The following is a 25680-nucleotide window of genomic DNA, read 5'->3' on the forward strand; positions in this document are numbered from 1 at the left end:
CGGAATCTGTAGCTTCTTGGCCAGATCTCGACGGAATCAGTTGCAGTAGTGAGGCCAGACTGACACGATCGATACATGAGTCCGAAGAGATCGCAGCCGGCCCTGGACGATATCTCGAAGCGCATCGTCGAGCTGCTCCAGGAGGACGGACGTCGCCCCTACGCCGAGATCGGTCGCGAGGTCGGTCTCAGCGAAGCCGCGGCGCGCCAGCGCGTGCAGCGCCTGACCGAGTCGGGCGTCATCCAGATCGTCGCCGTGACGGATCCGCTGCAGCTCGGCTTCCACCGCATGTCGATGATCGGGATCCGGGTCTCGGGCGATCCCCGCGCGATCGCGGAGGAGCTCTCCGCGATCCCCGAGCTCGCCTACGTCGTCGTCACCCTCGGGACGTTCGACATCCTCGTGGAGGCGGTGTGCGAAGACGACGACCACCTGCTCGACCTCATCGCCACTCGCATCCGCACCATCCCCGGCATCATCCAGACGGAGAGCCTGCTCTACGCGGGGCTCTATAAGGACCTCTACAACTGGGGAACGCGCTGACGCGCTCCCCTCGCATCGGAGTGAACATGGGCACCACGGTCTTCGAACGCCGGCGTCCCCCGCAGTCCGTCATCGACGACGCCCTGCGCGACACGGCCCTGTCGATCTTCTGGCTGGACGACGTCCAGCGTCCCTCGCATCCCCCGGTCCGCGGTGCCCTCCACGCCGACCTCGCGATCGTCGGCGGCGGATACACGGGCCTGTGGACCGCCGTGCGCGCGAAGGAGCGGGACCCGGACCGGAAGGTGGTGCTCCTCGAGGCGTCCCGCGTCTCCTGGGCGGCTTCGGGCCGCAACGGCGGCTTCTGCGAGTCCAGTCTCACCCACGGCCACGAGAACGGCGTGAACCGCTGGCCCGAGGAGATCGACCGGCTGGAGGCGCTCGGTCACGAGAACCTCGACGGCATCGCCGAGACCGTCCGGCGCTACGACATGGACGCCGAGTTCGAGCGGACGGGGCAGCTCGCGGTGGCCGTCGAGCCGCACCAGGTGGAGTGGCTGCGCGAGGAGGAGGGCTTCCTCGACCGGGAGGCGGTCCAGGCGGAAGTGCACTCCCCCACCTTCCTCGCCGGCGCGTGGGATCGGGAGGGCAGCGCCCTCGTCCATCCGGCGAAACTGGGCCTGGAGCTGGCGCGAGTGGCCGTCGAGCTCGGCGTCGAGATCCACGAGCACAGCCTCGTGCGCCGCATCGAAGGGGCCGACGCCGGCCCGGTCACCCTGGTCACGGAGCACGGCCGGGTCACCGCCGACACCGTGGCGCTCGCGACGAACGTCTTCCCTTCGCTCCTGAAGCGCAATCGCCTCATGACGGTGCCCGTGTACGACTACGTGCTCATGACGGAGCCCCTGTCGACGGAGCAGCTCAGCTCCATCGGCTGGCAGAACCGGCAGGGACTCGCCGACAGCGCCAATCAGTTCCACTACTACCGGCTCACGGCGGACGACCGGATCCTGTTCGGCGGCTACGACGCGGTGTACCACTTCGGCGGGAAGGTGCGCCCCGCCTACGAGGACCGTATGGAGAGCCACCGGCGCCTGGCGTCGCACTTCTTCACCACGTTCCCTCAGCTCGCCGGACTCCGCTTCACGCACCGCTGGGCCGGGGCTATCGACTCGTCGAGCCGGTTCTGCGCGTTCTTCGGCACCGCCCGCGGAGGCCGTGTCGCCTACGCCACCGGCTTCACCGGGCTCGGCGTCGGCGCGGCACGGTTCGCGGCGGACGTCATGCTCGACAAGCTGAGCGGTGAGGAGACCGAGCGCACGCAGTTGCGCATGGTCCGCGAGAAGCCCATCCCCTTCCCGCCCGAGCCGGCCGCATCGATCGGCATCAACCTCGTGCGCGCTGCCATGGACAGAGCTGACCACAACGAGGGGCGACGGAACCTGTTCCTGAAGACGCTCGACGCCCTCGGCATGGGGTTCGACTCGTGACCGGGCTCGCCCCCGGGGTCGTCGTCGATGCCGCGCGCCTCCCGCTGACGCACGACCCCCTGCCCGCGGAAGACGTCCGCGACGGCGACCCGACCACGGGCTTCACGATGCTCGACGACGGGGGCGGGGTCGAGGTCGGGGTGTGGGAGATGACCCCGGGCACGGCGACCGACACCGAGGAGGACGAGGTGTTCGTGGTGCTCTCCGGCCGCGCGACCGTAGCGTTCACCACCCCCGCACTGCCGTCGGTCGACCTCCGCCCCGGCTCCGTGCTGCGACTCACGGCGGGCATGCGGACCGTGTGGACGGTGACCGAGACGCTGCGGAAGGTCTCCGTCGGCCTCTGACGCGATCGCCCGGCGTCAGGCCCGACGCACCTCGGCGTGCGGGATCCGGGCGGCCATGACCTGTACGGCCTCCGCGTTGTCGTCGACGAGCACCGCGTCCCGGCCGAGAGCCGAAGCCACGGCTCCGGTCGTGCCGCTGCCGGCGAAGAGGTCGAGTACCCGATCGCCGGGCCGGCTGGACGCGGTGACGATGCGCCGCAGGATGCCTTCGGGCTTCTGCGTGGGATAGCCCGTCTTCTCCCGTCCGGTCGTCGGGACGATCGTGTGCCACCACACATCCGTGGGCAGCTTCCCGCGCGCCGCCTTCTCCGCGGTCACCAGGCCGGGCGCCATGTAGGGCTCCCGGTCGACGTCGTCGGAGTTGAAGACGTACGTCCGCGGGTTCTTCACGTACACGAGGATCGTGTCGTGCTTGGTGGGCCACCGCCGCCGGGACTTGGCTCCGTAGTCGTACGCCCAGATGAGCTCGTTGAGGAAGCAGTCGCGCCCGAACACCGCGTCGAGCATGACCTTCGCGTAGTGCGCCTCACGGTAGTCCAGGTGCAGGTAGAGGGTGCCGTCGTCGGCGAGCAGACGCCAGGCCTCCTCCAGCCGCGGCATCAGGAACGCGCCGTAGTCGTCGAAACTGTCGTCGTACGTGCGCAGCATGCCCCTCACGCGCTCGTATCGGTGGCCGTGGAAGCCGTGTCGCACCTCGGGCTCGCCGGCTGCGCGTTCAGAACTCAGGAGATCCGGGCGCGGAGTGGCCGATTCCGGGCTGATCCCGTCCGGTTCGCCCGGTTCTTCCTCGATTGTGAACGCACGGCGGGCGGTGACCACCTGTCGCTCCCGCACCCGACCGGTGTTGAACGGCGGGTCGAGGTAGACGAGTGTGAAGGATCCGGAGGGCAGGGTCGCCGCGACCGCGAGATTGTCCCCCCTCGATGATCGACACCCGCCCGGGCTCCCCCTCGGTCCGCCCACCCTCCCCGGGGTCCCTGAGCCGGCCGAGGGGCTCACGGAACCCGGTGCAGCCACGCGTCGGTCGAGAACTTCGACTCCACGAGGGCCTCGGCGTCGGCGTACTCGTCCGGCGTGATGTCGCCGTCCTCCGCCGAGGTCAGGGCGCGGAACGTGTCCTTGAAGCGTTCGATGATCTCGGCGCGCTCCAGCCCCGTCTGGCTGCGCAGCGGGTCGACGCGCTTGGCCGCCGACGTCGTGCCCTTGTCACTGAGCTTCTCCCGGCCGATCCGCAGCACCTCGGTCATCGTCTGGCCGTCGATGTCATAGGAGAGAGTGGCATGGTGCAGCACGCCACCGTTCGCAAGGCGCTTCTGCGCGGCGCCGCCGATCTTGCCGGTCGGGCTCGCGATGTCGTTGAGCGGCTGATACACGGCGTCGATGCCGAGCGAGCGAAGCGCCTGCAGGACCCAGTCGTCCAGGAAGGCATAGGAGTCGGCGAACGTCATGCCCGCGACGAGCGAGGCAGGGACGTACAGGGAGTAGGTGATGATCTGCCCTGCGGCCATGAGCATCGCGCCGCCCCCGGAGATCCGGCGGACGACGTCGAAGCCGTGCCGGGCCGCACCCTCCGGATCGACCTCGTTCCGGTACGACTGGAACGACCCGATGACGACGGCCGACTCGTCCCACTCCCAGATCCGCAGGGTGGGGCGGCGGCGGCCCTCGCCCACTCGCGAGGTGAGCACCTCGTCGAGGGCAAGGTTCATGCGAGGAGAGACCGCCTTGTCGTGCACGATCTCCCAGTCGAAGTCACGCCACCCGGGGGCGGTGACCAAGGCCCGACGCACGGCCGTGCCGACGGCTTCGGGGCTGAAGCCGAGAAGCTGGGCACCGTCCGGGAGAGCGCCGCGGACGGCCGCGGCGATCGCGGTGGCGTCCGACTCGGCGGGGAGGCCCTCGACCGCCGCATTGATGTCGTCGAGCGCGGAGTCCGGTTCGAGGAAGAAGTCGCCGGCGAGGCGGAACCGCGCGATCCGGTCGTTCTCGACTTCGAGGTCGACGACGACGAGCTTGCCCCCAGGAACCTTGTATTCACCGTGCACGGATCCAGCTTAAGGCGCGCGGTGCCCCGACGGTCAGCCGCCGAGCACCACGACCCGTTCCCCGGCCCTGATCGGCGTGGAGTAGCGGTTGCCCGCGGTGGGCAGCGGGCAGACGAACTGGTCCGAGAAGGCGCACGGCGGCAGGTACGCCCGGTTGAAGTCGATCACGGCGGTTCCGTCGGCGGCGGGCTCGTCCACGGGCAGGAACCGGAACCGGTACGTCTCCAGCCCGTTCGTCCCGTCGGCGAACACGGCACTGAGCGCACCGCTTCCGCTGCGGGTGACGGTCAGCTCGTGCGGAGCGCCCGCGAGCTCGAACCGCAGACGCCCGGCAATCGCGGTCTCACGCTCCTCGCCGTCGACCGAGGTCACGACGATCGTCTCGTCGGGCGCGGGCACGAACGTCGCGGGGAGCCGCCAGCGCTCGTCGGGGGCGTAGGCGTCGATCGCCGTGAACCACTCACGCTGCGGACGCGCCGGATTCCAGACCCGGAGCGCGAGGAGTCCGTTGCGGTCGAACACGCGGAGCTCCCGACGGCCGAGGCGCAGGGTCTGCGTGCCGCGGAGGGTGACGACCGACCCCGACGGTCCGAGCTCGCTGCCACGGATCCCGCCGTCGCCGGTGAGGGCCCAGAGCCCCGGGACGCCGTCGACCGCCGCGGGTTCGGTGATGAGCCAGTTCGTCGACTCCAGTGCGGACGGCCCGTACTCCGACCCCGCATAGCGTTCGCGCGCCGCATGCCAGTCATGCCAGTCCGTCAGGAAGCTCATCGCCGCGGGCCCTCCCCCTCGCTCGTGCGGATGTGCCCCGAATCTAGGGCTGCCGTCGCCCGCCGGGCCCCCCATCCGTCACACGCCTTCACCCCGCGTCATCCCGCGTCACACTCCCCTGCCCCGGGGGCCGAATCCCGCCCCGTCCCGTCCCGTCCCGAGCGGGTGCGGGATCGATATCGCTCCCCGCCGCCCCTTGCCCCGCCCGTTCCTGATCCCGCAACCCAGACCCGCCCGCCGCACGCCTCCCACGGGATCGAAACCGTCCCCCGCCGCGCCTTCCCCGCCCGTTCCTGATCCCGCCACTCCCCGCGGTCCGCCGCACGCGTCGGGAGCCGAAGAGACCCCACTCGCGGCGCACGGGGACATGACTCCGGCGCGCCGACGCATCTCGCGTGTTCGAAAACGCTCCTCCGAGGTGCGTCCTAGGCACGGAAGTGATCCCCCGGGACAGGGGTGTGGTCCCCACAGGTCACCGTGGACGCCGACTCACCGACGCCCCCACTGCGGTGCGTGCTCGAAAACGCTCCCCCCGGGACCGTCCAGAGTACGAAAGTGAGCTCGTTTTGGCGGCGGAAGGGGCGGAACTGATCCCGGAGGAAAACCGGACCGACCGGGACCGGGACCCGGATGGGACGGGACCGGACGGACCCGAACGGGACGGACGAACCCGGACGGGGCGAACCCGGGCGAACCCGGACGGACCCGGACAAGACGGACCGGAACGAGACGGGACCGAAAGGGGGTCAGCGCGCGGGGATGTGGGCGTCGAGCCAGGCGAGCACGTCGGCGCGCACCTCGTCCTGCTGCAGCTCCTGGAAGATCTCGTGCCGGGCGTCGGGGTAGACGAGGGTCGTGACGTCGGTGAGTCCGGAGCGCCGGCGGTACTCGTCGGCGAGCTTGTGCACGCTGCGCGGACCGCCGACCGGGTCGTCGCGGCCGACCAGGAGGAGCATCGGCAGGTCGCGCGCGAGGTGCTTCGCGGGCCGCCCGTAGAGCCGTGCCGCGTCGAGCGGACCGAACAGCTTGAGCAGCGGCACGCCCGTCGTGAGCGGATCCTCGTCGAAGGCCTTCCACACGGCGGGGTCGCGGCTCAGCCACTCGTATCCGGTCGCGTCATCCGCCGCCCACGCGGCGTTCAGCGGTGCCGGGTTGAGGGAGCGGGGCGTCCGCAGCGCCGAGCCGGACAGGATGACCGCGTCGAAGGCCTCGGCATGCTCGTTCACCAGCATCTGCGCGAGGAACGACCCCCACGAGTGTCCGAGCAGCACGAGCGGAAGGTCGGGGTTCTCGTCGCGGATGATGCCGGTCAGCTGCCAGACCGCGTCCTTGGCCGCCCGGAGACCTCCGGGGCCGAGTCGTCCGAGCCGGGCGGGGTCGCCGTGCTGGCGGATGCCGGTGCGGCCGTGACCCCGGTGGTCGTCGGCGTAGACGATGAACCCGGCTCCGGTGAGCGCGCCGATCAGCGCCGGATAGCGGCCCGCGTGCTCTCCCACCCCGTGCAGGAGCTGGACGACGCCGCGGGGCGTGCCCTCCGCGGGGTGGACGTCGTAGACGATCGCGATGCCGTGGCGGTCCGTGTACTCGCGGGTCTCGGTCATGGCGCGGCCCTACCGGTCGCTCTCCGCGCGGGCGCCGCGGACCGCGTCGCGGATCGCGAGGGCGATGTCGCGGTCCGTCACCTCGTAGCCGCCGACGCCGTCGGAGGCGGAGCCCATGCGCACCCCGCCGTCCTCGGTCACGGCCCGCTTCGCGGAGAAGTGGATCGCGTCGACGCCGGTCGCCGCGAGCACCGGAGCGCTGGCGACGTCGACGCCGCTGCCGGCCATGACCTCGATCTCCCCCTCCGCCGCCGCGACGAGCGCACGCAGGGTGTCGATGCCGTCGATCGCGGCGGAGGCGCCGCCGGAGGTGAGCACGCGGCGGAGACCCAGCTCCCGCGCGGCGCGCAGGGTCGCGACCGGGTCGGCGGTCACGTCGATGGCCCGGTGCAGGGTCGCCGGAGCTCCCCCGGCCGCATCCCGCAGCCGGGCCATGGCGTCGCGGTCCAGTCGCCCCGCGCTGTCGAGAGCGCCGATCACGACGCCTGCGGCCCCCGCGGCGATCGCGTGCCGCACGTCCCGCTCTGCGACGGCCAGCTCGTCGGCGCTGTAGTGGAAGCCGCCGGCACGCGGACGGATGAGGACGTGCACCTCGGGTCCGCTCGCCCCCACGGCGTCGAGCGCGAGCTCGAGGGTGGCCGGCGACGGGGTGAGCCCGCCGAGGGCGAGGGCCGTGGCCAGCTCGACGCGAGCGGCACCGACCTCGGCGGCGATACGCACTCCGGCGGGATCCTGGACGGCGATTTCGAGAGCGATCGTTCGGGTCACCCCTCCATTGTGCCCGCTGGACTCGGCCGCTCCCGCCCATGCGTCCGAAATATTAGATAGACTAACTAAGTATGTCTGCGTCCGATGATTCCCTCCACCTCACCGCCACAGACCTGCGCATGGCCACGTTCCGTCTCGCCCGCCGCCTCCGCTGCGCGCGTGCCGCCGACATGATGAGCGACACCCAGCTCGCCGTGCTCGCCGAGCTGCGCATGAACGGCCGCCGCACGATCTCCACTCTCGCCGAGCGCGAGCGTGTGACCGCCCCGTCCATGACGAGCATCGTGAACGGGCTGGAGGAGCAGGGCTACGTGGCCCGCACCCCGGACGAGGACGACCGGCGCCGTGTGCAGGTCGACATCACCCCCGCCGGTGCCGAGATCGTCGTGGAGACGATCCGCCGCCGTGACGTGCTGCTCGCCGACATGCTCCGCGAGGTCGACTACACCGAGGAGGAACTGGCGACCCTGCGAGAAGCCAGCGCCCTGATGCGGAGGGTGGTGGAGAGATGAGCGCCATGTTCCGCTCCTTCGCGAACGTCAACTATCGGATCTGGTTCGCCGGCGCCCTGGTCTCCAACGTCGGTGGATGGATGCAGGCCACCGCCCAGGACTGGGTCGTGCTGACCGAGCTCACCGACAACGACGCGACGGCGATGGGCGTCACGATGGCGCTGCAGTTCGGGCCGCCGCTGGTGCTGGTGAGCCTGACCGGGTGGGTCGCCGACCGCTTCGACCGGCGGAAGATCCTCCTGACCACGCAGGCCGCGCTGCTCGCCCTCGCCATCGCGGTCGGCTCCCTGCTGCTCGCCGGGGTCATGACCCTGCCGATGATGCTCGCGTTCGCCCTCGGCTTCGGCATCGTCAACGCGTTCGACGCGCCGGCCCGACAGGCCTTCGTGTCGGACATGGTGTCCGCGTCGGAGACCTCCAACGCGGTGGCGCTCAACTCGGCGTCCTTCAACCTCGCTCGCATGATCGGACCGGCGGTCGGCGGCCTGCTCATCGTGGCGATCGGCTCCGGCTGGGTGTTCATCGCCAACGCCGCGACCTTCCTCGCCATGATCGTCGCACTGCTGCTCATGCGCACGCATCTGCTCGCGCCACGCCCCAAGAACCGCAGCCGCGGCGGCCTGGCCGAGGGGTTCCGGTACGTCTGGGCGCGCAGCGACCTCAAGGTCGTGTTCGTGACGGTGTTCCTCATCGGCGCGTTCGGCATGAACTTCCCGATCTTCGCCTCGACCATGGCGCTGGAGTTCGGAGCCGGGGCCGACGGGTACGGGGTGCTGAGCTCGGTGCTCGCGATCGGGTCCCTGATCGGCGCCCTCCTCGCCGCGCGTCGCGACCGGGCGAGGGTGCGCGTGGTGATCCTCGCGGCGGGCGGCTTCGGGATCGCGGCCTTCGTCTCGGCCGCGATGCCCACCTACCTCTCCTACGCGGTCACGCTGACCTTCACCGGCTTCATGATCGTGACGCTGCTGACCACGGCCAACGGCTACGTGCAGATCACCACCGACCCCGCGCTCCGCGGCCGGGTCCTCGCGCTGTACATGGCCGTCATCATGGGATCGACCCCGGTCGGCGCGCCGATCGCCGGCTGGGTGGCCGACGCCTTCGGCCCCCGCGCCGCGATCATGCTCGGCGGCACGGCGGGCTTCATCGCGTGCGCCATCGGGGTGACCTGGGTGCTGACGTCCGGGAGGTTGCGCCGCCAGGAGAGCAGCCGTTTCCGCCTGACACTGGACGAGACGCGGCCGCTGCGGGTCGTGCAGCCGGTCGAGCCCGTCGACTACACGGAGAAGGCCGCGGCGACGACGCCGATCCGCCTGCCGCAGCGCGACGACGAGTGAGTCGCACGGGCGTTTGTCAACGCCTTCCTCATCCGGGTACGGCGGTCGTAGCGTCGTGTCATGGACGAGAACATGAGCACCCCGCACCCGCAGGATCCGGCTGAAGGCGCTCCCGGCGTCGACGTCCCGGATGAGAACTCCGGCCAGGGCGACGGCACCGGCGGCGCGATCCAGGGCGACAGCTCCCGCGGCGAGTCGACCGGCGGCGCCATCCAGGGCAGCTCCGGCCCCGGGCACGACGCCCCGCTCGGCGGCGACGAGAACACCGAGGACGAGCTCGCGGCCGACAACGCCGCCGAGGAGGACACCCTCCGCACGCTCGACCCGGACTCCCCGCCCGCCTGAGCCGTCGACCCACCCCTTCGAGACGAGCCACCCCCGTGCGAACGTTCGCACGGGGGTGGCTCGGGCGGAAGGGGTGGGTCGGCCGGGCCTCAGCCCTCGAGCACCACCTTCAGCTGCTCGACGGCCCAGTCCAGCTCCGTCGCCCGGATGACGAGCGGCGGCGCGATGCGGATGGTCTGCCCGTGCGTGTCCTTCACGAGCACGCCCCGCTCGAGCAGCTTCTCCGCGATCTCACGACCGGTCCCGACGGCGGGATCGATGTCCACGCCCGCCCACAGTCCGGCGAGGCGCACCGCGGTGACCCCGTGGCCGATCAGCGGCTGCAGGGCCGCATCGAGGTGAGCGCCAAGAGCCCGCGCGCGCTCCTGGAACTCCCCGGTCTGCAACATCTCGACGACGCGCAGGCCGACGGCCGCCGCAAGCGGATTGCCGCCGAAGGTGGAGCCGTGCTCGCCAGGACGGATGACCCCCAGCACATCGGCATTCCCCACCACGGCCGACACCGGGAGGATGCCGCCGCCCAGCGCCTTGCCCAGAAGGTAGAGGTCCGGCACGACGCCCTCGCGATCGCACGCGAACGTCTCCCCGACCCGTCCGAGTCCGGCCTGGATCTCGTCCGCGATGAACAGCACGTTCTTCTCGTCGCAGATCTCACGGATGCGGCGGAGGTACCCCTCCGGCGGGATCACGACACCCGCCTCACCCTGGATCGGCTCCACGAGGATGGCAGCCGTGTCGTCCGTGATGGCCGCCGCGATGGCCTCGGCATCGCCGTAGGGTACGGCGTCGAAACCCGGTGCGTACGGTCCGAAGTCGTCACGGGCGGTCGGGTCGTCGCTGAAGCCCACGATGGTGGTCGTCCGACCGTGGAAGTTCCCGGCGGCGACGATGATCCGCGCGTTCCCCTCGGGGATGCCCTTCACGCGGTAGCCCCAGGCGCGGGCGACCTTGATGCCGGTCTCGACCGCCTCGGCGCCCGTGTTCATCGGCAGCACGAGCTCCTTGCCGGCGAGGGCGGCCAGTGCGGCCGCGAACGGCTCCAGCATGTCGCTCTGGAAGGCGCGGCTGACGAGCGTGACCCGGCCGAGCTGCTCCGTCAGCGCCGCGACCAGCGCGGGGTGGCGGTGACCGAAGTTCACGGCGGAATACGCGGCGAGCAGGTCGAGGTAGCGCCTGCCCTCCACGTCGGTGACCCACGCCCCCTCCCCGCGAGCGATCATCACGGGCAGGGGGTGGTAGTTGTGCGCAACGTGCGGCTCCGCGCCCGCGCTGGCTCCCTGGGCCTGTCGAACGGTCGACGCGCCCTCCACCTGCTCCAGGGTCACTTCGCACCTCGCAGCTCGAGCGTGCAGCACTTGATCCCGCCGCCGCCGAGAAGGAGCTCGGAGAGGTCGACGGTGATCGGGTTGTAGCCGCGCTCGCGCAGCTGCTGCTCGAAGCCCTTCGCCCGGGGGGAGATGATGACGTTGTAGCCGTCGCTCGACGAGTTGAGGCCGAAGACCGCGCCGTCCTCGTCCGAGACGAGGATCGCGTCGGGGAAGCGCTTCTCCAGCTCGGCACGGCTGGAGTCGTCGAAGGCACCGGGGAGGTACGCGATGTTCGCCCGCTCCGGGCCGCCGTTCTCCACGCCCTGGACGGGATCGAGCACGGCGATCGCGGTGTCGAGGTGGTAGAAGCGGGGGTCGGTGAGGTTGAGGGAGACGACCTCCCGGCCGAACACCTCGCCGACCTCGCGATGGCTGTCGCCGGTGGAGCGGAAGCCCGTTCCGGCGAGGATCACGTCGCCGACGAGCAGGAAGTCGCCCTCGCCCTCGTTGACCTCCTTGGGCAGGACCGTGTCGTAGCCGGCGGCGCGGAACCACTCGGCGAAGGCCGGGGCCTCGCCCTGCCGCTCGACGAACCGGAACTCCGGCACGTACGCACGGCCGTCGATGAGGAAGCCACCGTTGGCCGTGTAGACCATGTCCGGATAGCCCGGGAGCGGGTCGATGAGCTCGACCTCGTGGCCGAGCTCGAGGTACAGGTCGTAGAGCTTCTGCCACTGGGCGACGGCATTGGCCGTGTCGGTCGGGCGCGAAGGCTCCATCCACGGATTGATCGAGTAGTTCACCGTGAAGTGCTCAGGGCGGCACATCAGGTAGTGGCGGCGGTGCGCGGTGCGCGTGGGGGCGGTGGTGACGGCGGTCTCCGGCGTCGACATGGATGCTCCTCGTGTGAACGGGCGCGGCGGACGCTGTCCAGGGGCCCGGCGGTCCTTCGACCCCCCGCTCGGACGAGGCGGAGAGGAAGATGCGACTCGGGCACGCCGGTGACCATTGTGCCACCGGACCCTGGGCGCCACCAGCATCGGCGCCGCGCGGCGCTCAGCCCTCCCGCTGCGTCACCACGACCTTGCCGACCGTGTGCCCGGATTCCACGTGCGCGAGCGCCGACACGGCCTCCTCGAACGGGTGGGTGCGCTCGATGACCGGGACCAGGTGCCCCTCCTCCACGAGCTCGAGCAGCTTCGACAGCACCTCCGGCCGCGGGGTCGCCGCGAGCGACACCACCCGGGGGCCGCCGAGCGAGAGCGCCGCTGCGCGGATCATCCGGGGCACCGGGCCGAGGACGCGGCCGCCATCGCCCGTCACGAGCACCACGCGGCCGTCGGGGCGCACGAGCCGCTGGAGCTCGCGGAGCGGGACGCCTCCGGCGATGTCCACGACCGCGTCGAACCCGGCGGACGGCAGTTCCGCCAGCGGAGACGTGCGGTGGTCGAACGTGCGCTCGGCCCCGAGGCGTTCGAGCAGCAGGGCGTTCTGCGTGCGGCAGGTCGCCCAGACCTCGGCGCCGCGGAGCGCAGCGAGCTGCACGGCGAAGGTCCCGACGCCCCCGGAAGCACCGATCACGAGGACGCGCTGGGCTCGGTGCCTGAGGCCCACGCGGGCCGCGTCGAGCGCCTGCCACGCAGTGCCTCCGGCGACCGGCAGACACGCGGCGGCCTCGGCAGTCACATCGGGCGGGATCGGGACGACCCGGTCGGCCGTGATCCGCGCATGGGTCGCGAGGCCCCCTCCGCCCTGCAGCTCACCGACGACGAGTTCGCCGAGCTCCGCGTTCACGACATCGGCGCCGACCGCCACGACCGTGCCGGCGACGTCGAGCCCGCGCACCGGGTGCTTCGGTCGGGTCAGACCGAAGAAGGGACGGACCAGGAGCGGGTCACCGAGGAGCAGCCGCACGTCGCCGGCATTGAGCGCGGTGGCCTGCACGCGCAGTACGACCTCTCCGCGCCGGGGCCGGGGCAGGGGCACGCGGGTCAGTGACGTACCGGACGCCGGGCCGTACGTCTCCCGTGCCCACGCGGACATCGTCTTGGTCATGCGGCACCTCCGGGGTCGGTGGGATACGCGAACAGATCGTCGATCCCGACACCGAACGCCCGGGCGATCTGGAACGCGAGCTCGAGAGTCGGCGAGTACCGCTGCTGCTCGATCGCGATGAGAGTCTGGCGCGTCACGCCGATCGTGCGCGCGAGCTCGGCCTGCGTGAGTCCGGCGCGCTCGCGGTGCACGCGGATGCTGTTGGAGACGAGGGTGGGCTTGACCATCAGATCAGTCCCCGACGGTAGGCGATCACGCGGGCGACCCCGCCGACGACCGCCGCCACGAGGAACCCGGCGAACATGGTGTTCGCGATCCAGAACACGTCGGCGCCGAGACCGCACAGGACGATGACCCCGATGCCGGCGATGGCGACGAAGCCCTGCTCGACGCGGGCTCCCATCCGGCCGATGTCCCGGTCGCGGACGTCGGAGCGGCCCACGCCGTCCGGGTCCGACATCCCGGCGACGATCCCCCAGACGATGCTCAGGAGGATCGTGGCGACGATGCCGCCTCCGATGGTCCACAGCATCAGCGGGAACCAGTCCGTCGCGGTCAGCGGACCGCCGCCGGCCTCCTGCAGCAGCAGCACCACGTAGGCGATCGCGGCGAGTGGGCTGACGATGAGTCCCGCCCAGACATTCCGCTCCTCGTAGACCATGCCGGCCTCCTCGTGTCAAAGATTCTTGACACGAGAGTACGCCGCGGACCTCTCGGATGTCAAGAATCTTTGACACGCTCCCCGTTCTCCCGGTCCCCCCTTCATTTCCCGGGATCAGAAACGCACCCCCACGACCCCGGGAGCGCGCCTTTTTCCATCCCGCAGCCCTGAGCGCCGCCCCCCCGCTCCACCGCGCGGGATCAGAAACGCACCCGCGTCGGTCCTGGAAGGGACGTTTTCGAGCCGGCACCCGCGGACGCCCGGGAGCCGAGGGGCAGCGGAACCGGGTCAGATGACGGAGGCGCTCCAGGGGTCGGGGTTTCCGTAGCGGTGGGCGGTGATCGAGACGGACTGCTCGTGCACGAACGGGAGGAGCTCGATGCGCGCGGCCGCCGTCACCTCCGCGTCGTACACCGCGAGGTCCGGATCGCCGTCGGTGGCCACGGCCAACGCCGCGCGCAGGGCCGCCACGGACTCGCGTCCCCCCACGAGCCGCACGCGCTGATGCCGCGGGAGCACCGGCTCGACGCGGTCCCCCGGCACTCCGTCTCCCTCGGCCACCTGCATCCGCTGGAGCCACTCGTCCTCGGTCTCCAGGAACACCACGGCGTCGAGGTCGCCCAGGGCGTGCCGCACGCCCGCGGGAAGCCCGACCGGCGTGGACACGACGAAGCCCGCGCCGGCACGCACCCCCGCGATCACGACACGCAGCAGGTCGTTCAGGGCGGCGTCTCCGGTCGCGCGGATCTCCACCGGCACGGGTCGGTAGCGGAAGAGGTTGCGCTCGATCTCCAGCCGCGAGACGTCCCGCACCCGTCCGAACTCGCGGTCCCACGCCAGGGCATCCGACAGGGCGGACCGCCGGAGCCACTCGAACGCCTCGTACGGGAGGGACGGCTGCGCGGCCTCGATGAGCCCGGTGATCCGGGAGTCGAGCCCGCGCAGGTGCAGGGTGCTCGACGCCGGGGACCCGTGCTGCGCGCGCCACGACCCGAGTCCGATGAGGTGGTTCGGGCCGCCGGGCTTGGCCCCGGCGCCGACCGAGGAGCGCTTCCAGCCGCCGAACGGCTGCCGCTGCACGATGGCACCGGTGGTGCCGCGGTTGACGTAGAGATTCCCGGCCTGCACGCGGTCGAGCCAGAAGGCGAGGTCGTCCGGGTCCTGCGTATGCAGTCCCGCGGTGAGACCGTAGGCGACGGCGTTCTGCAGGTCCACGGCCTTCGCGAGGGTCGGCGCGTACATGATGCCGAGCACCGGCCCGAAGAACTCCTCGGTGTGGAAGCGGGAGCCGGACTGGACGCCGACCCGCACACCAGGCCGCCAGAGCCGACCGCTGCCGTCGTCGGCGGGGTCGAGGGAAGGTTCGATGAGCCACCGCTCGTCGCCCTCGAGCTCGCTGAGCGCCCAGGCCAGCTTGCCCTCGGGTTTCTCGATGACCGGCCCGATCTCGGCGAGCGGGTCGGACGGCCAGCCGACCCGGAGCGAGCGCACGGCATCGGCGAGCTGTCGCGCGAAGCGCTGCGAGCGTCCCACCGGACCGACGAGGATCGCGAGCGACGCCGCGGAGCACTTCTGCCCCGCGTGCCCGAACGCGCTCTTCACGAGGTCGGCGACGGCCAGGTCCAGGTCGGCGGAGGGCGTGATGATCATCGCGTTCTTGCCGCTGGTCTCCGCCAGGAGGGGAAGGTCAGGCCGCCAGGACCGGAACAACGCGGCGGTCTCCCACGACCCGGTGAGGATCACCCGGTCCACCGCCTCGTCCGTGATGAGGGCGCGTCCGAGGTCGCCTTCCTCGATGTCGACCAGAGCGAGGGCCTCACGGGGCACGCCGCCGTCCCACAGCGCCTCGACGAGCACCGCCGCACACCGCCGCGCCTGCGGGGCCGGCTTGAGGACGACCCCTGAGCCCGCGGCGAGTGCCGCCAGCACCCCGCCGGCCGGGATCGCGAGGGGGAAGTTCCACGGCGGGGCGACGACGGTCACCCTCGCAGGGACGAACACGGCTCCGGAGATCGCATCGAGCTCGCGGCACGTGGCCGCGTAGTACCGGGCGAAGTCGACCGCCTCGCTCACCTCGACATCGGCCTCGGCGAAGACCTTCCCGGTCTCCGCGGCCGCGACCTCGATCAGCTCGCCGCGCCGCGACTCGAGCGCCGCCGCCGCCCGTAGTAGCACGTCGGCCCGCTCGGTCGCCGGGCGCGATCCCCAGGCCCCCGCCGCACCCTGCACGCCTCGGACGATGCGGCTGAGATCGTCGGCATCCTCGACGCGCGCGGCGTCGAGGACATCTCGCCCGGCGGCCGAGTCCGCGAGCCGACCGCGGATCGCCGCCGCCCACTCCCGGTTCGCAGGAAGGGCGAGATCGGTGTCGGCCGTGTTCGCGAAACCCGGAGCACCCCCGGTGTCCTCCCCCCGCTCGCGCGCCGCATACACGGCGGTCTCGAGGTAGGCACCGGTGTCGGTGTCGTCGGAGCCACGGGCGATGCCGAGCACGGCCTTCGTGAGGTCCTCTTCCGCGACCGGACCGACGGGCGCGGGCCGTACGGACTCATGCACAGGTGCGAGCCGGTTCTGCGTCCGCCGTGGGCCGAGGCCGAGGCCGGGGTCGGCTGCCCGATCGAGCGCGTCGAGGAAACGGTCGGCCTCTCGCGTGAAGAGCGCCTCGTCGTCGTGCAGGTGGAACGCCGCGGAGAGGAAGTTCTCCACAGAGGCGTTCTCCTCCAGCCGCCTCACGAGGTAGCTGATGGCCACGTCGAACTCGGCAGGAGCGACGACCGGCACGTACAGCAGCACCGGCCCGACATCGCGCGAGACCGCCCGCACCTGCCCCTGGGCCATGCCGAGGAGCATCTCGAACTCGACCGCGTCGCGGACGCCACGCTCCCCGGCGAGCAGCCACGCGTGCGCGATGCCGAAGAGATTGTGCCCTGCGACGCCGAGCCGTACCGCTGCCGTGCGCTCGGGCTGCAGCGCCCAGTCCAGGCACCGCAGGTAGTTGGCGTCGGTGTCGAGCTTCGTGTCGTAGGGTGCGGGCGTCCAGCCGTGCAACGTCGCTTCGACGTGCTCCATCGCGAGGTTCGCGCCCTTCACGAGCCGCACCTTGATGCGCGCTCCCCCGTGGATCACGCGGTCCTGCGCCCAGGCCGTGAGCTCCTGCAGCGCGGGCAGCGCGTCGGGCAGGTAGGCCTGGAGCACGATCCCCGCTTCGAGTCCGGCGAGCCGCTGGTCCTCCAGGAGCCGTGTGAAGACGGCGATCGTGAGATCGAGGTCGCGGTACTCCTCCATGTCGAGGTTGATGAAGGTGCCGTCGGCCGCGGCCGTGAGGTACAGCGGGAGCAGCCGCTCGACGACCCGGTCGACGACCCCGTCGAAGCCCCACATCGAGATGCGGCTGACGATGGCCGAGACCTTGACCGAGACGTAGTCGACGTCGGGACGCCGGATGAGGTCGTGGATGCCGTCGAGCCGACGCTGCGCCTCCGCCTCCCCGAGCACCGCCTCCCCGAGGAGATTCAGGTTCAAGCGCGACCCGGACTCCCGCAGCTTCGCGATGGCGGGGCCGAGCTTCGCGGGGCGGGCGTCCACCACGAGGTGCCCGACCATCTCCCGCAGCGCCCGCCGCGCGATCGGGACGACCGGCGCCGGCAGCACGGGAGCGACACCGCCGCCGAGACGGACGGCGGAGCGCAGGTACCAGGGCAGGAACTCCGGCACGATGGGCGCGATCCGGTGCAGCTGGGCGGCCGCGGCTGTGAGGCTCTCCGGCCGCATCACGCCGTCGACGAAGCCCAGCGTGAACGGCAGGCCGTTGGCATCGCGGAGGACACCGGCGAGGCGCTCGGCGGCGGGGTCGACGTCGGCCGCTGCCGCCTCGATCACCCAGCGGCGCGCGAGGTCGACCGCCTGATCGGCGCGGGATGCGGAGGCCTCCGCCTCCGCGGAGGATGACGACGACTCTGCCATGTGACCACCCTAGGTCTCCGCCCGGCGGATTCGCGGGTGCCCGACCGCGCAGGCCGCAGTCGGGTCAGTTCCAGATGCTGGGGGCGGGGGTGCGCACGGGAGGCAGGGCGGACGCGGCGGCCCAGTCGTGCACCCACGCGTCGATCTCGGGGACTCCCTCCGGCTTGCCGACCGCCGCGAAGAGCTCCTCGTTGCTGATCGTGCCGCCGGCGCGACGCAGCACGCGGGCCCGCACGATGGCCCTGGCGTAGACCTCGCCGCCCACCACCGCACGGTGCTCCAGGAACAGCGCCTTGTCGTCGTGCCCGATGAAGCGGGACTGCACCTCGAACCGCTGCCAGAGCTGGAGCGACTTGCGGAAGGTGATCGTCTCGCTCGACACGACCGCGTACCAGCCGCGCTCCTTCATCACGTCGAAGAGGCCCGTGCGGATCAGGTGATCCCAGCGGCCGAGGTCGAACAGCGACAGGTAGCGGCCGTTGTTCATGTGGCGGAGGATGTCGAGGTCGGTGGGGAGGGTGGTGACGGTCACGGTGCCCACGGCGGTCGGGTCGAGGGTCTTGCCCTGCCGCACACGACGACGTGCACCGAGGATCACGAGGAGGGTCCGCCAGATCACATTCACGAGCACCGATCGTAGCCATCCGCGCACGATGGCTGAACTTCGTTGTCCGAACCCTCCATGCCGCCCCGGGGCCTCTCGCACGGTTTCCGTCCGATTTCCGATTTCCACGGACCCGCCGTAGAGTCACCGCATGAGCGCCGAAGCCCAGCCCGAAGTCATCGTCCGTCCGGTCCGTGATGTGGATGCGGAAGCCCTCGGTCGCGTGCATGCGCAGTGCTGGCACGAGACCTACGATCACCTCATCAGCAAGGCGGCGCTGGAGAAGGTCTCGCCCCGGCGCATGGCCGAGCTGTGGACCCACTGGGCCGCTCAGGGCCCGGACTTCAAGATGAACGCGGCTCTCGTCGACGGCGAGATCGTCGGGTTCGTCGGCTCGGGACCCGCGCGCGACAAGGACGCCCCGGCGTTCCGCGAGCTCTACTTCATCTACCTGCTCGATGCGTACCACTCGACCGGCATCGGTCAGAAGCTGTTCGACGCGGCCGTCGAGAAGGACGAGCCCCTCTACCTCTGGGTCGCCGAGGACAACCCGCGCGCGCACCGCTTCTACACGCGCAACGGGTTCCACCTCGACGGCGCGTCGCACACCGAGCCGTTCCTGGGTGAGACGCTCACCGAGGTCCGCTTCGTGCGCCCCTGACCCCCGACTGACCGACAGGGCCGCCCCTCGGGGCGGCCCTGTCGTCTGCGCTCAGAGGCGTTCGATGATCGTGACGTTCGCGACGCCGCCGCCCTCGCACATCGTCTGCAGGCCGTAGCGACCGCCGGTGCGCTCAAGCTCGTTGAGCAGGGTCGCGAGAATGCGCGTGCCTGTCGCGCCGATGGGATGCCCCAGCGCGATACCGCCGCCGTTGACATTGACCTTCTCGTGCGGAACGTCGATCTCGCGCATCCAGGCGAGCACCACGGAGGCGAACGCCTCGTTGACCTCGAACAGGTCGATGTCGTTGATCCGGAGTCCGGTGCGCGTCAGTGCCTGCCGGGTCGCCGGGATCGGCGCGGTGAGCATGAACACCGGGTCGTCGCCGCGGACAGAGAGGTGGTGGACCCGGGCCCGCGGGGTGAGTCCGTGCTCCTGCACCGCTCGCTCGCTGGCGACGAGCACGGCGCTCGACGCGTCACTGATCTGCGAGGCGACCGCCGCGGTGATCCGTCCGCCTGGCGCGAGCGGCGGCAGGCCCGCCATGCGTTCCAGGGTGGTGTCGCGCCGCACGCCCTCGTCGTGGTCGAGTCCGCCGAGCGGGGCGATCTCCGCCGCGAACCGCCCCTCATCCTGCGCCAGGGCCGCGCGACGATGGCTCTCCAGCGCGAAGTGCTCCATCTCTTCCCGCGAGATGTCCCAGCGCTCGGCGATCAGCTCGGCGCCACGGAACTGCGAGATCTCCTGGTCGCCGTAGCGATCCTGCCAACCGGGGGATTCGGCGTACGGCGTCGTGAAGCCGTACGCCCTCCCCACGCTCGCGGCGGCGGTGAGCGGGATGCGGGACATGTTCTGCAGCCCGCCGGCGATGACGAGGTCGCTCGTGCCGCTGAGCACGGCCTGCGCCGCGAAGTGCACCGCCTGCTGACTCGATCCGCACTGCCGGTCGATCGTCACGCCCGGGACGTGTTCGGGGAAACCGGCGACGAGCAGTGCGGTGCGCGCGACGTTCCCGGCCTGTCCGCCGATCGCATCGATGGCCCCGAGGATCACATCGTCCACGGCGCCGGGGTCGATGCCCGTACGAGCGACCAGTGATCTCAGGCTGTGGGCGCCGAGGTCGGCGGGGTGGATCTCCGCAAGAGCGCCGCCACGGCGTCCGACCGGCGAACGGACCGCGTCGACGATGTAGGCCTCTGCCATGATCTGCGTCTCCTCACTCCTCCGCGCCGGTCGGCAGGAGCAGCCGGAAGCGCTCGCACACCACCGGCATGTCGGGCGCATGGCCGCGCGGATTCTCGGAGTGGGCGCGCCAATAGCGCTCGTGCACGTCGCGCCAGTGCGCCAGTGTGCGGTCCCCCTCCCCCTCGGCGAAGGCGTGCGCCTCGTCGACCTCGTCGAACGGGACGATGTCGATCGCCGTCGTCTCGATCACCGCCCGCGGGGTGCCCGCTCCGTCCAGGATGATGCTGAGCTCGCCCACGGTCGGCAAAGGCTCCCCCGACTCCTCGTAGTCCCAGAGGGAGGACGCCGTGCCCACCTTAATGCCCGCGAGCACGAGCTCCAGCAGTTCGTCGGCGTGCTCCGGCGTCGCACCGAAGCCCCATGCCTCGGGGAGGGCCTCCGGCAGGTCGGGCAGCAGGCTGCGGGCTTCGCGCCAGTAGTCCTCGATGGCTGTGCGGTCGGGCATGGATCAGCGCCCCGAGACCTTGCCGAACAGCTTCGCGATCGGCGCGAGCACGAGCGGCCGCGCAGCGACCCACGCGATTGCGATCACGACGAGCGAGGCGATGAACACCCAGAACCCGGTCCACGTCGCGGCGTCCTGCGCGGCGAACATGTGGTTGAGGTTGCGCTGGAACCCGGTCAGCATCACGAGTGCGACGTGCGCGATGATGAACGCCACGAAGTACAGCATCACCGGGAAGTGCAGGGCGCGAGCCCATTCCACCGGGTACGCCTTCGACAGGCGCTCCGCCTTCTTCGGCCACAGCCCCGACATGCGGAATCCGGTGATGGCCGCGAGCGGTGCCGCGAGGAAGACGGTGACGAAGTAGGCGAGCTGCTGCAGGCTGTTGTAGTTGTTCCAGCCGTTCTCGTGCGGCCAGTCGAACGAGATGTACTGCAGCGCCGCCGACAGCGCGTTCGGGAAGACCTCCCAGCTCGTCGGGACGATCCGCACCCAGTGCCCCGTGGCGAACACCAGGACCACGAAGATCACGCCGTTCAGCAGCCACAGGATGTCGAGGGCCTGATGGAACCAGAGGTTCAGGCTGATCTTGCCCTTCGGGTTGTTCCGCGGCGTCCAGAACACGCTCGGCCGCTTCTCGGTGCGCACCTGCAGACCGGACCGGATGATCAGCACGATAAGGAACATGTTGAAGAAGTGCGCCCAGTTGACCCACGGCGCGAAGCCGGGTTCGACGGGGATCGGCGGCTCGTACTCGCCGGGGTAGGCGGCCAGGAAATCCTGCAGGAAAGGGAGGCTCAGCAGCGCGCGGACGAGGGCCACGGCCGCCGCCGCGAGCACGCCGAGGGCGGCGGCGCCGAACAGCGCCGCGATCGCCTGGGTCCACGAGGGGCGACGCCGGGCAGCGGAGGCGGTGGTGGACGCGGTCGCCGGGAGGTGCCGCGGCGCACGTCCGTCCCACACCGTCCGCGTCCAGGGCAGCGGGGTGCTGATGTCGGCGGCGGGCGCGAGGGCTGTGCCGGCGGTGGCGGGCTCGGGAGAAGGCGCCGCCGGAGACGGCGTCTCCGTGATCACCGCGGCATCCGGCGTCGCGGCCGCGGCCGTGGTCGCAGGAGCGGGCGCGGTCCCGGCAGGCGGCCACGGCTCGCCACCCGGCACACGAGGCAGTCCGCGGCGGACGCTCTCGCCCCCGGCAGAGGTCGTCGGAGTGGGCACCGCAGCGGACGCCGGGGCCGACGCTGGCGCGGTGGGCGCAGCGGGCGCAGCGGACGCGGACGCGGGCGCAGCGGACGCGGTCGGAGTCGCCGCGTCCGCGGCGTGTGCGGTCGCGCCCGGAAACGCGGCTACGGGCGACGCCGCGGGCGCGACAGCGGACGTCGGCCACGGCTCGCCGCCAGGAACGCGCGGCAGGCCCCGACGGAGCACCGGGCGCGGCGCGGCGTCCGGCGTCGCGGCCGGAGCGGTGTCATCCGGCGTGACCGGCACGGGGCGGTCCTCGGCGCGCTCCGCCGGCGTCGCGACCGGGGCCGCCTCCGGCGCCTCGACGGCAGCGGCCATCCCGGACGGCTCGACCGCATCGCCGGTCTCGACCGTCACGCCGGCCGGCGGCCACGGCTCCCCGCCCGGCACCCGCGGCAGCCCGCGGCGCAGCATCCGCGTCGCCATGGTTACTTCTTCCGCGCCTCGAGGGCGGCGATCACCTGCGGGACGATCGTGAAGACGTCACCGACGATGCCGAAGTCGGCGACGTCGAAGATCGGCGCCTCCGGGTCCTTGTTGATGGCGACGATGTTCTTCGACGTCTGCATTCCGGCACGGTGCTGGATCGCACCGGAGATGCCCAGCGCGACGTAGAGCTGTGGCGACACCGAGACGCCGGTCTGGCCGACCTGATGGGACTGCGGGATGTATCCCGCATCCACCGCCGCGCGGGAGGCACCGACGGCCGCGCCGAGAGCGTCCGCGAGCTCTTCGACGAGCACGAACTTCTCCTTCGAGGCGAGGCCGCGGCCACCGGAGACGACGCGGGTCGCGCCGCGCAGCTCGGGACGGGACGAGGTGGCCTCGACGGTCTCGACGGGGCCGGCCACCGCGGCGACCGCGCCAGACGATGCGACCGCGAGCTTCTCGACCTGCGGGGAGGCGACAGCCTCCGCCCTGGCCTCCACCGCGCCCTGCCGCACGGTGACGACGAGCGTGCCGTAGGTCGCGGCCGCGTCGACGAGATACGCCCCGCCGTAGACGGAGTGGTGGGCGACGATGCCCTCGTCGTCACGGGAGACACCGACGGCATCCACGGCGAGAGCGCTCCTCGAACGCACCGCGAACCGTCCGGCGACATCGCGCCCGGAGATCGAGTTCGAGATCAGGACCGCCGCGGGCTCCACCTGTGCCGCGGCAGCCTGCAGTGCGTCGACGATCGGCACCGTCAGCGCCGAGGGGTCGCCGTCGGCCGTGAGCACCACCGCGGCTCCGGCCTCCGCAGCCCGCGCGACGGCGGCGTCGGAGCCGCCGACGACCAGGGCCACCGGCGTGCCGATGCCCGCTGCGGCACCGAGGAGTCCCGCAGTGCTGCTGGCGAGCTCGCCCGACGGGTCGACGTCGAGGAGCACGAGGATCGAGTTCTCGGGGTACGTCATGTCACACCAGCCTGTTCTGCACGAGGAACTCGACGAGCTTCTCGGCGGCATCGCCCTCGTCGGTGATCTTCACTCCGGCGGCCCGCGGGGGCTTCTCGGAGACCGCGGTCATGATGGTGCGGGGGGCCACCGCCGGGTCGGCCGACACGTCCAGGTCGGCGAGGGACAGCACCTCCAGCGGCTTCTTCTTCGCGGCCATGATGCCCTTGAAGTTCGGGAACCGCGCGTCGGGCAGCGCCTCGGTGATGGAGATCACGGCGGGCAGCGGGGTCGACACCTGCTGGCTTCCCGCGTCGGCGCCGCGGGTGGCGGAGACGCCTTCGGGTGTGATCTCGACCGCGGTGAGCGCCGTGGCCTGGGCCCAGCCGAGGTGCTCCGCGAGCATCGCGGGGATCACACCGCCGGAGCCGTCGGTGGACAGGTTGCCGGTGATGACGAGGTCGGGGGCGCCGCGACGGATCGCCGCGGCGAGCACCTCGGCGGTCAGCCCCAGGTCAGCGCCGCGGAGCTGCTCGTCGACGATGTGGACCGCGGACGCGGCACCGATCGCCAGGGCACGACGCACAGAGGCGGTCGAGCTCTCCGGCCCCATCGTGAGGGCGACGACCTCGGTCCCCTCGTTCTTGTCGGCGTAGGAGAGGGCGACCTCGAGCGCCCGTTCCGTGATCTCATCGAGGACGACATCCCCGGCGCCGCGATCGGCGAGACCCGTCTCCAGATTCAACGTGCGATCGCCATAGGTGTCCGGCACCTCTTTGACCAGGACGAAGATCTTCATCGAATGCTCCTCACGACACGCTGAGTCTATCCGCACGCTCTTCTATGTAGCCAAAGGCGGAGGGTTCCCCCGGTGGAGGCCCCGATTTCCGCCTCGAATGTATACATAGTCGACAGACGCCGCGCAGTGACCGGCGGTGGCGTCCGCGACGGCCCTCCGCCGGTACCGTAGAGACGTGGTCCGACCCCGCCCGCTTCCCGTCGACCCGCTCGCCGAGGCGAAGCGGCAGTGGATCGCGCACGGCTGGACCGACGCTGCGGACGGCATGACGGTCGTCACCTCGGTGATGCGGGCCCAGCAGCTCCTCCTCGCCCGCGTCGACGCCGCCCTCAAGCCGTTCGCGCTGAGCTTCGCGCGGTACGAGGTCCTGCGACTGCTGGCGTTCAGCCGTGCCGGCAGGCTGCCGTTGTCGAGCGTCGTCGCACGCCTGCAGGTCCACGCCACCACCATCACCAGCACGGCCGAGCGCCTCGTGCGGGACGGCCTCGTCGTGCGCGAACCGCATCCGCACGACGGACGCGCCGCGATGCTCGCCCTGACCGAGGCGGGCCGCGACCTGGTCGAGCGGGCCACGACCGCCCTCAACGCCGACGTGTTCGCCGACCCCGGCATGAGCGACGCCGACGCCGCCGAGCTCGTCGCCATCGTCGCCCGCCTGCGCCGCGACGCCGGCGACTTCATCGACCCACGACCGCTTCCCGAACCGCTCTGATGCCCCGGTTCGTCCTCGAGACCGTGATCGCGGCGTCCCCCACGGTCGTCTTCGCCGCTGCGCTCGACCCGGAGCTGCACCTGCAGTCCATGGCGCGCTACGACGAGACGATGATCGAGGAGCCCGCGGGCGGCGTGTTCGCCGAGGGGTCCACGGTCACCTGGCGCGCGCGGCACTTCGGCATCCCGTTCCGGCTGCGCTCCGTGGTGTTCGACATCGAGGCGCCGCGTCGGTTCACGGACCGGCAGATCTCCGGGCCGTTCCGCGAGCTCCGGCACGAGCACGAGTTCGAGGAGCATCCGCGCGGAACCCTCATGCGCGACACGATCGCCTTCCGGTCGCCCTTCGGCCCCCTCGGGCGCCTCGTCGACGCCCTGGTCCTCGGGCGGTACATGGAGCGACTCATCGCGGAACGCAATACGGCCCTCGTCGCTGCGATCGAGGACGGCGGGCGTACTCTTCCTGCATGAGCGAACTGCGCGTGCACACCGTCCTCGCCGGTCGCGGTCCTGCCGCGGCGATCATCCTCACCGACGAGCAGGTGGCCGCGTTCGGCGCGGGTAAGACCTTCCCTGTCGCGGTCACGATCGGCGGCCGAACCGCCCGCCTGCGACTGGCCCGGATGGGCGGCGAGAACCTGATCGGCCTCAGCAAGGCCGCGCGGGCGGAGCTCGGCGTGGAGATCGACCAGGAGGTGGACGCGGTGATCCGGCTCGACACCGCCGAACGGACCGTCGAGGTGCCGCCCGCGCTCGCCGCCGCCCTCGACGCCGACCCCGCCGCGCGTGCGGCGTTCGACGCCCTGTCCCCCTCGGCCCGCAAGGAGCATGCCCGCGCCGTCGCCGACGCCAAGCAGGAGGCGACGCGCGAGCGCCGGGTCGCGACAATCGTGGAGTCGCTTCGCGGCTGAT

Annotated in this window: 27 protein-coding genes; 10 read left to right on the forward strand and 17 right to left on the reverse strand. The window is 71.4% G+C overall.

Annotation, left to right across the window (positions count from 1 at the left end; translation table 11 throughout):
* Positions 1-75 precede the first annotated feature (75 nt).
* The 3 genes from FY549_RS02315 to FY549_RS02325 are packed head-to-tail and all read left to right on the forward strand — an operon-like array spanning position 76 to position 2320.
* Positions 76-543: an Lrp/AsnC family transcriptional regulator gene (locus tag FY549_RS02315; RefSeq protein WP_149083651.1), complete on the forward strand. Its 468-nt coding sequence runs from the start codon at positions 76-78 to the stop codon at positions 541-543.
* A gap of 26 nt (positions 544-569) precedes the next feature.
* Positions 570-1973: an NAD(P)/FAD-dependent oxidoreductase gene (locus FY549_RS02320; protein ID WP_149083652.1), complete on the forward strand. Its 1404-nt coding sequence runs from the start codon at positions 570-572 to the stop codon at positions 1971-1973.
* Positions 1970-2320, forward strand: coding sequence for a cupin domain-containing protein (locus tag FY549_RS02325; RefSeq protein WP_149083653.1), 351 nt, complete (start codon positions 1970-1972; stop codon positions 2318-2320). Before FY549_RS02320 ends, FY549_RS02325 begins: the two co-directional genes overlap by 4 nt.
* 15 nt (positions 2321-2335) lie before the next feature.
* Here the strand turns inward: FY549_RS02325 and FY549_RS02330 are convergent, their stop codons facing one another.
* The 5 genes from FY549_RS02330 to FY549_RS02350 all read right to left on the reverse strand — a co-directional run bounded on the left by FY549_RS02330 (position 2336) and on the right by FY549_RS02350 (position 7505).
* Positions 2336-3283, reverse strand: coding sequence for a site-specific DNA-methyltransferase (locus tag FY549_RS02330; protein WP_149083654.1), 948 nt, complete (start codon positions 3281-3283; stop codon positions 2336-2338).
* 32 nt (positions 3284-3315) lie between these two features.
* The gene (locus FY549_RS02335; RefSeq protein WP_149083655.1) at positions 3316-4365 is read right to left on the reverse strand and encodes a biotin/lipoate A/B protein ligase family protein; all 1050 of its coding nucleotides are present in this window, start codon (positions 4363-4365) and stop codon (positions 3316-3318) included.
* Between the two features lie 33 nt (positions 4366-4398).
* Positions 4399-5136 carry a DUF1684 domain-containing protein gene (locus tag FY549_RS02340; RefSeq protein ID WP_149083656.1) on the reverse strand — a complete coding sequence of 246 codons (738 nt, stop codon included), beginning with the start codon at positions 5134-5136 and terminating at the stop codon, positions 4399-4401.
* A 746-nt stretch (positions 5137-5882) separates the two neighbouring features.
* On the reverse strand, positions 5883-6737 hold the full coding sequence (locus tag FY549_RS02345; protein ID WP_149083657.1) for an alpha/beta fold hydrolase: 855 nt from the start codon (positions 6735-6737) through the stop codon (positions 5883-5885).
* Positions 6738-6746: 9 nt separating this feature from the next.
* The gene (locus tag FY549_RS02350; protein ID WP_149083658.1) at positions 6747-7505 is read right to left on the reverse strand and encodes a copper homeostasis protein CutC; all 759 of its coding nucleotides are present in this window, start codon (positions 7503-7505) and stop codon (positions 6747-6749) included.
* 71 nt (positions 7506-7576) lie between these two features.
* Between FY549_RS02350 and FY549_RS02355 the strand changes: the two genes are divergently transcribed.
* The 3 genes from FY549_RS02355 to FY549_RS02365 are packed head-to-tail and all read left to right on the forward strand — an operon-like array spanning position 7577 to position 9699.
* Complete coding sequence (locus FY549_RS02355; RefSeq protein ID WP_149083659.1) at positions 7577-8017, forward strand: MarR family winged helix-turn-helix transcriptional regulator; 441 nt, start codon at positions 7577-7579, stop codon at positions 8015-8017.
* 5 nt (positions 8018-8022) lie between these two features.
* Complete coding sequence (locus FY549_RS02360; protein ID WP_149085954.1) at positions 8023-9354, forward strand: MFS transporter; 1332 nt, start codon at positions 8023-8025, stop codon at positions 9352-9354.
* 60 nt (positions 9355-9414) lie between these two features.
* The gene (locus FY549_RS02365; protein ID WP_025105431.1) at positions 9415-9699 is read left to right on the forward strand and encodes a hypothetical protein; all 285 of its coding nucleotides are present in this window, start codon (positions 9415-9417) and stop codon (positions 9697-9699) included.
* 89 nt (positions 9700-9788) lie between these two features.
* On the opposite strand, the gene rocD is transcribed toward FY549_RS02365, so the two are convergent.
* The 7 genes from rocD to FY549_RS02400 form a co-directional block, all read right to left on the reverse strand.
* A complete protein-coding gene (gene rocD / locus FY549_RS02370; RefSeq protein ID WP_149085955.1) occupies positions 9789-11009 on the reverse strand; it encodes an ornithine--oxo-acid transaminase in 1221 nt (406 codons plus the stop codon).
* Between the two features lie 11 nt (positions 11010-11020).
* Positions 11021-11899 carry a dimethylargininase gene (gene ddaH / locus FY549_RS02375; protein ID WP_149083660.1) on the reverse strand — a complete coding sequence of 293 codons (879 nt, stop codon included), beginning with the start codon at positions 11897-11899 and terminating at the stop codon, positions 11021-11023.
* 163 nt (positions 11900-12062) lie between these two features.
* Positions 12063-13061 (reverse strand): NAD(P)-dependent alcohol dehydrogenase, encoded by a 999-nt coding sequence (locus FY549_RS02380; protein WP_149083661.1) that lies wholly within the window; start codon positions 13059-13061, stop codon positions 12063-12065.
* Positions 13058-13288 (reverse strand): helix-turn-helix transcriptional regulator, encoded by a 231-nt coding sequence (locus tag FY549_RS02385; RefSeq protein WP_149083662.1) that lies wholly within the window; start codon positions 13286-13288, stop codon positions 13058-13060. The genes FY549_RS02380 and FY549_RS02385 overlap by 4 nt, the downstream gene beginning before the upstream one ends.
* Positions 13288-13722 carry a hypothetical protein gene (locus FY549_RS02390; RefSeq protein ID WP_149083663.1) on the reverse strand — a complete coding sequence of 145 codons (435 nt, stop codon included), beginning with the start codon at positions 13720-13722 and terminating at the stop codon, positions 13288-13290. The genes FY549_RS02385 and FY549_RS02390 overlap by 1 nt, the downstream gene beginning before the upstream one ends.
* A gap of 288 nt (positions 13723-14010) precedes the next feature.
* On the reverse strand, positions 14011-17685 hold the full coding sequence (locus tag FY549_RS02395) for a proline dehydrogenase family protein (protein WP_149083664.1): 3675 nt from the start codon (positions 17683-17685) through the stop codon (positions 14011-14013).
* Positions 17686-17749: 64 nt separating this feature from the next.
* Positions 17750-18310, reverse strand: coding sequence for an acyl-CoA thioesterase (locus FY549_RS02400; RefSeq protein WP_149083665.1), 561 nt, complete (start codon positions 18308-18310; stop codon positions 17750-17752).
* Between the two features lie 130 nt (positions 18311-18440).
* On the opposite strand from FY549_RS02400, the gene FY549_RS02405 reads away from it, so the two are divergent.
* Positions 18441-18950, forward strand: a complete 510-nt coding sequence (locus FY549_RS02405; RefSeq protein ID WP_136034128.1) for a GNAT family N-acetyltransferase — start codon at positions 18441-18443, stop codon at positions 18948-18950.
* A 51-nt stretch (positions 18951-19001) separates the two neighbouring features.
* Here FY549_RS02405 and FY549_RS02410 read toward each other — a convergent pair whose 3' ends face one another.
* Genes FY549_RS02410 through FY549_RS02430 form a run of 5 tightly spaced genes read right to left on the reverse strand, consistent with a single transcriptional unit; the run spans position 19002 to position 24057 of the window.
* A complete protein-coding gene (locus tag FY549_RS02410; protein WP_149083666.1) occupies positions 19002-20153 on the reverse strand; it encodes an acetyl-CoA C-acetyltransferase in 1152 nt (383 codons plus the stop codon).
* 13 nt (positions 20154-20166) lie between these two features.
* Positions 20167-20640 carry an ASCH domain-containing protein gene (locus FY549_RS02415; RefSeq protein ID WP_149083667.1) on the reverse strand — a complete coding sequence of 158 codons (474 nt, stop codon included), beginning with the start codon at positions 20638-20640 and terminating at the stop codon, positions 20167-20169.
* A gap of 3 nt (positions 20641-20643) precedes the next feature.
* Complete coding sequence (locus tag FY549_RS02420; RefSeq protein WP_149083668.1) at positions 20644-22305, reverse strand: cytochrome b/b6 domain-containing protein; 1662 nt, start codon at positions 22303-22305, stop codon at positions 20644-20646.
* A gap of 2 nt (positions 22306-22307) precedes the next feature.
* Complete coding sequence (locus FY549_RS02425; protein ID WP_149083669.1) at positions 22308-23279, reverse strand: electron transfer flavoprotein subunit alpha/FixB family protein; 972 nt, start codon at positions 23277-23279, stop codon at positions 22308-22310.
* A 1-nt stretch (position 23280) separates the two neighbouring features.
* Complete coding sequence (locus tag FY549_RS02430; RefSeq protein WP_149083670.1) at positions 23281-24057, reverse strand: electron transfer flavoprotein subunit beta/FixA family protein; 777 nt, start codon at positions 24055-24057, stop codon at positions 23281-23283.
* A 175-nt stretch (positions 24058-24232) separates the two neighbouring features.
* Between FY549_RS02430 and FY549_RS02435 the strand changes: the two genes are divergently transcribed.
* Genes FY549_RS02435 through FY549_RS02445 form a run of 3 tightly spaced genes read left to right on the forward strand, consistent with a single transcriptional unit; the run spans position 24233 to position 25679 of the window.
* The gene (locus tag FY549_RS02435; RefSeq protein ID WP_149083671.1) at positions 24233-24769 is read left to right on the forward strand and encodes a MarR family winged helix-turn-helix transcriptional regulator; all 537 of its coding nucleotides are present in this window, start codon (positions 24233-24235) and stop codon (positions 24767-24769) included.
* On the forward strand, positions 24769-25239 hold the full coding sequence (locus tag FY549_RS02440; protein WP_149083672.1) for an SRPBCC family protein: 471 nt from the start codon (positions 24769-24771) through the stop codon (positions 25237-25239). Before FY549_RS02435 ends, FY549_RS02440 begins: the two co-directional genes overlap by 1 nt.
* Positions 25236-25679, forward strand: coding sequence for a YdeI/OmpD-associated family protein (locus FY549_RS02445; protein WP_149083673.1), 444 nt, complete (start codon positions 25236-25238; stop codon positions 25677-25679). The genes FY549_RS02440 and FY549_RS02445 overlap by 4 nt, the downstream gene beginning before the upstream one ends.
* Position 25680 lies beyond the last annotated feature (1 nt).

It is taken from the genome of Microbacterium sp. 1S1, assembly GCF_008271365.1.
Lineage (GTDB): Bacteria > Actinomycetota > Actinomycetes > Actinomycetales > Microbacteriaceae > Microbacterium.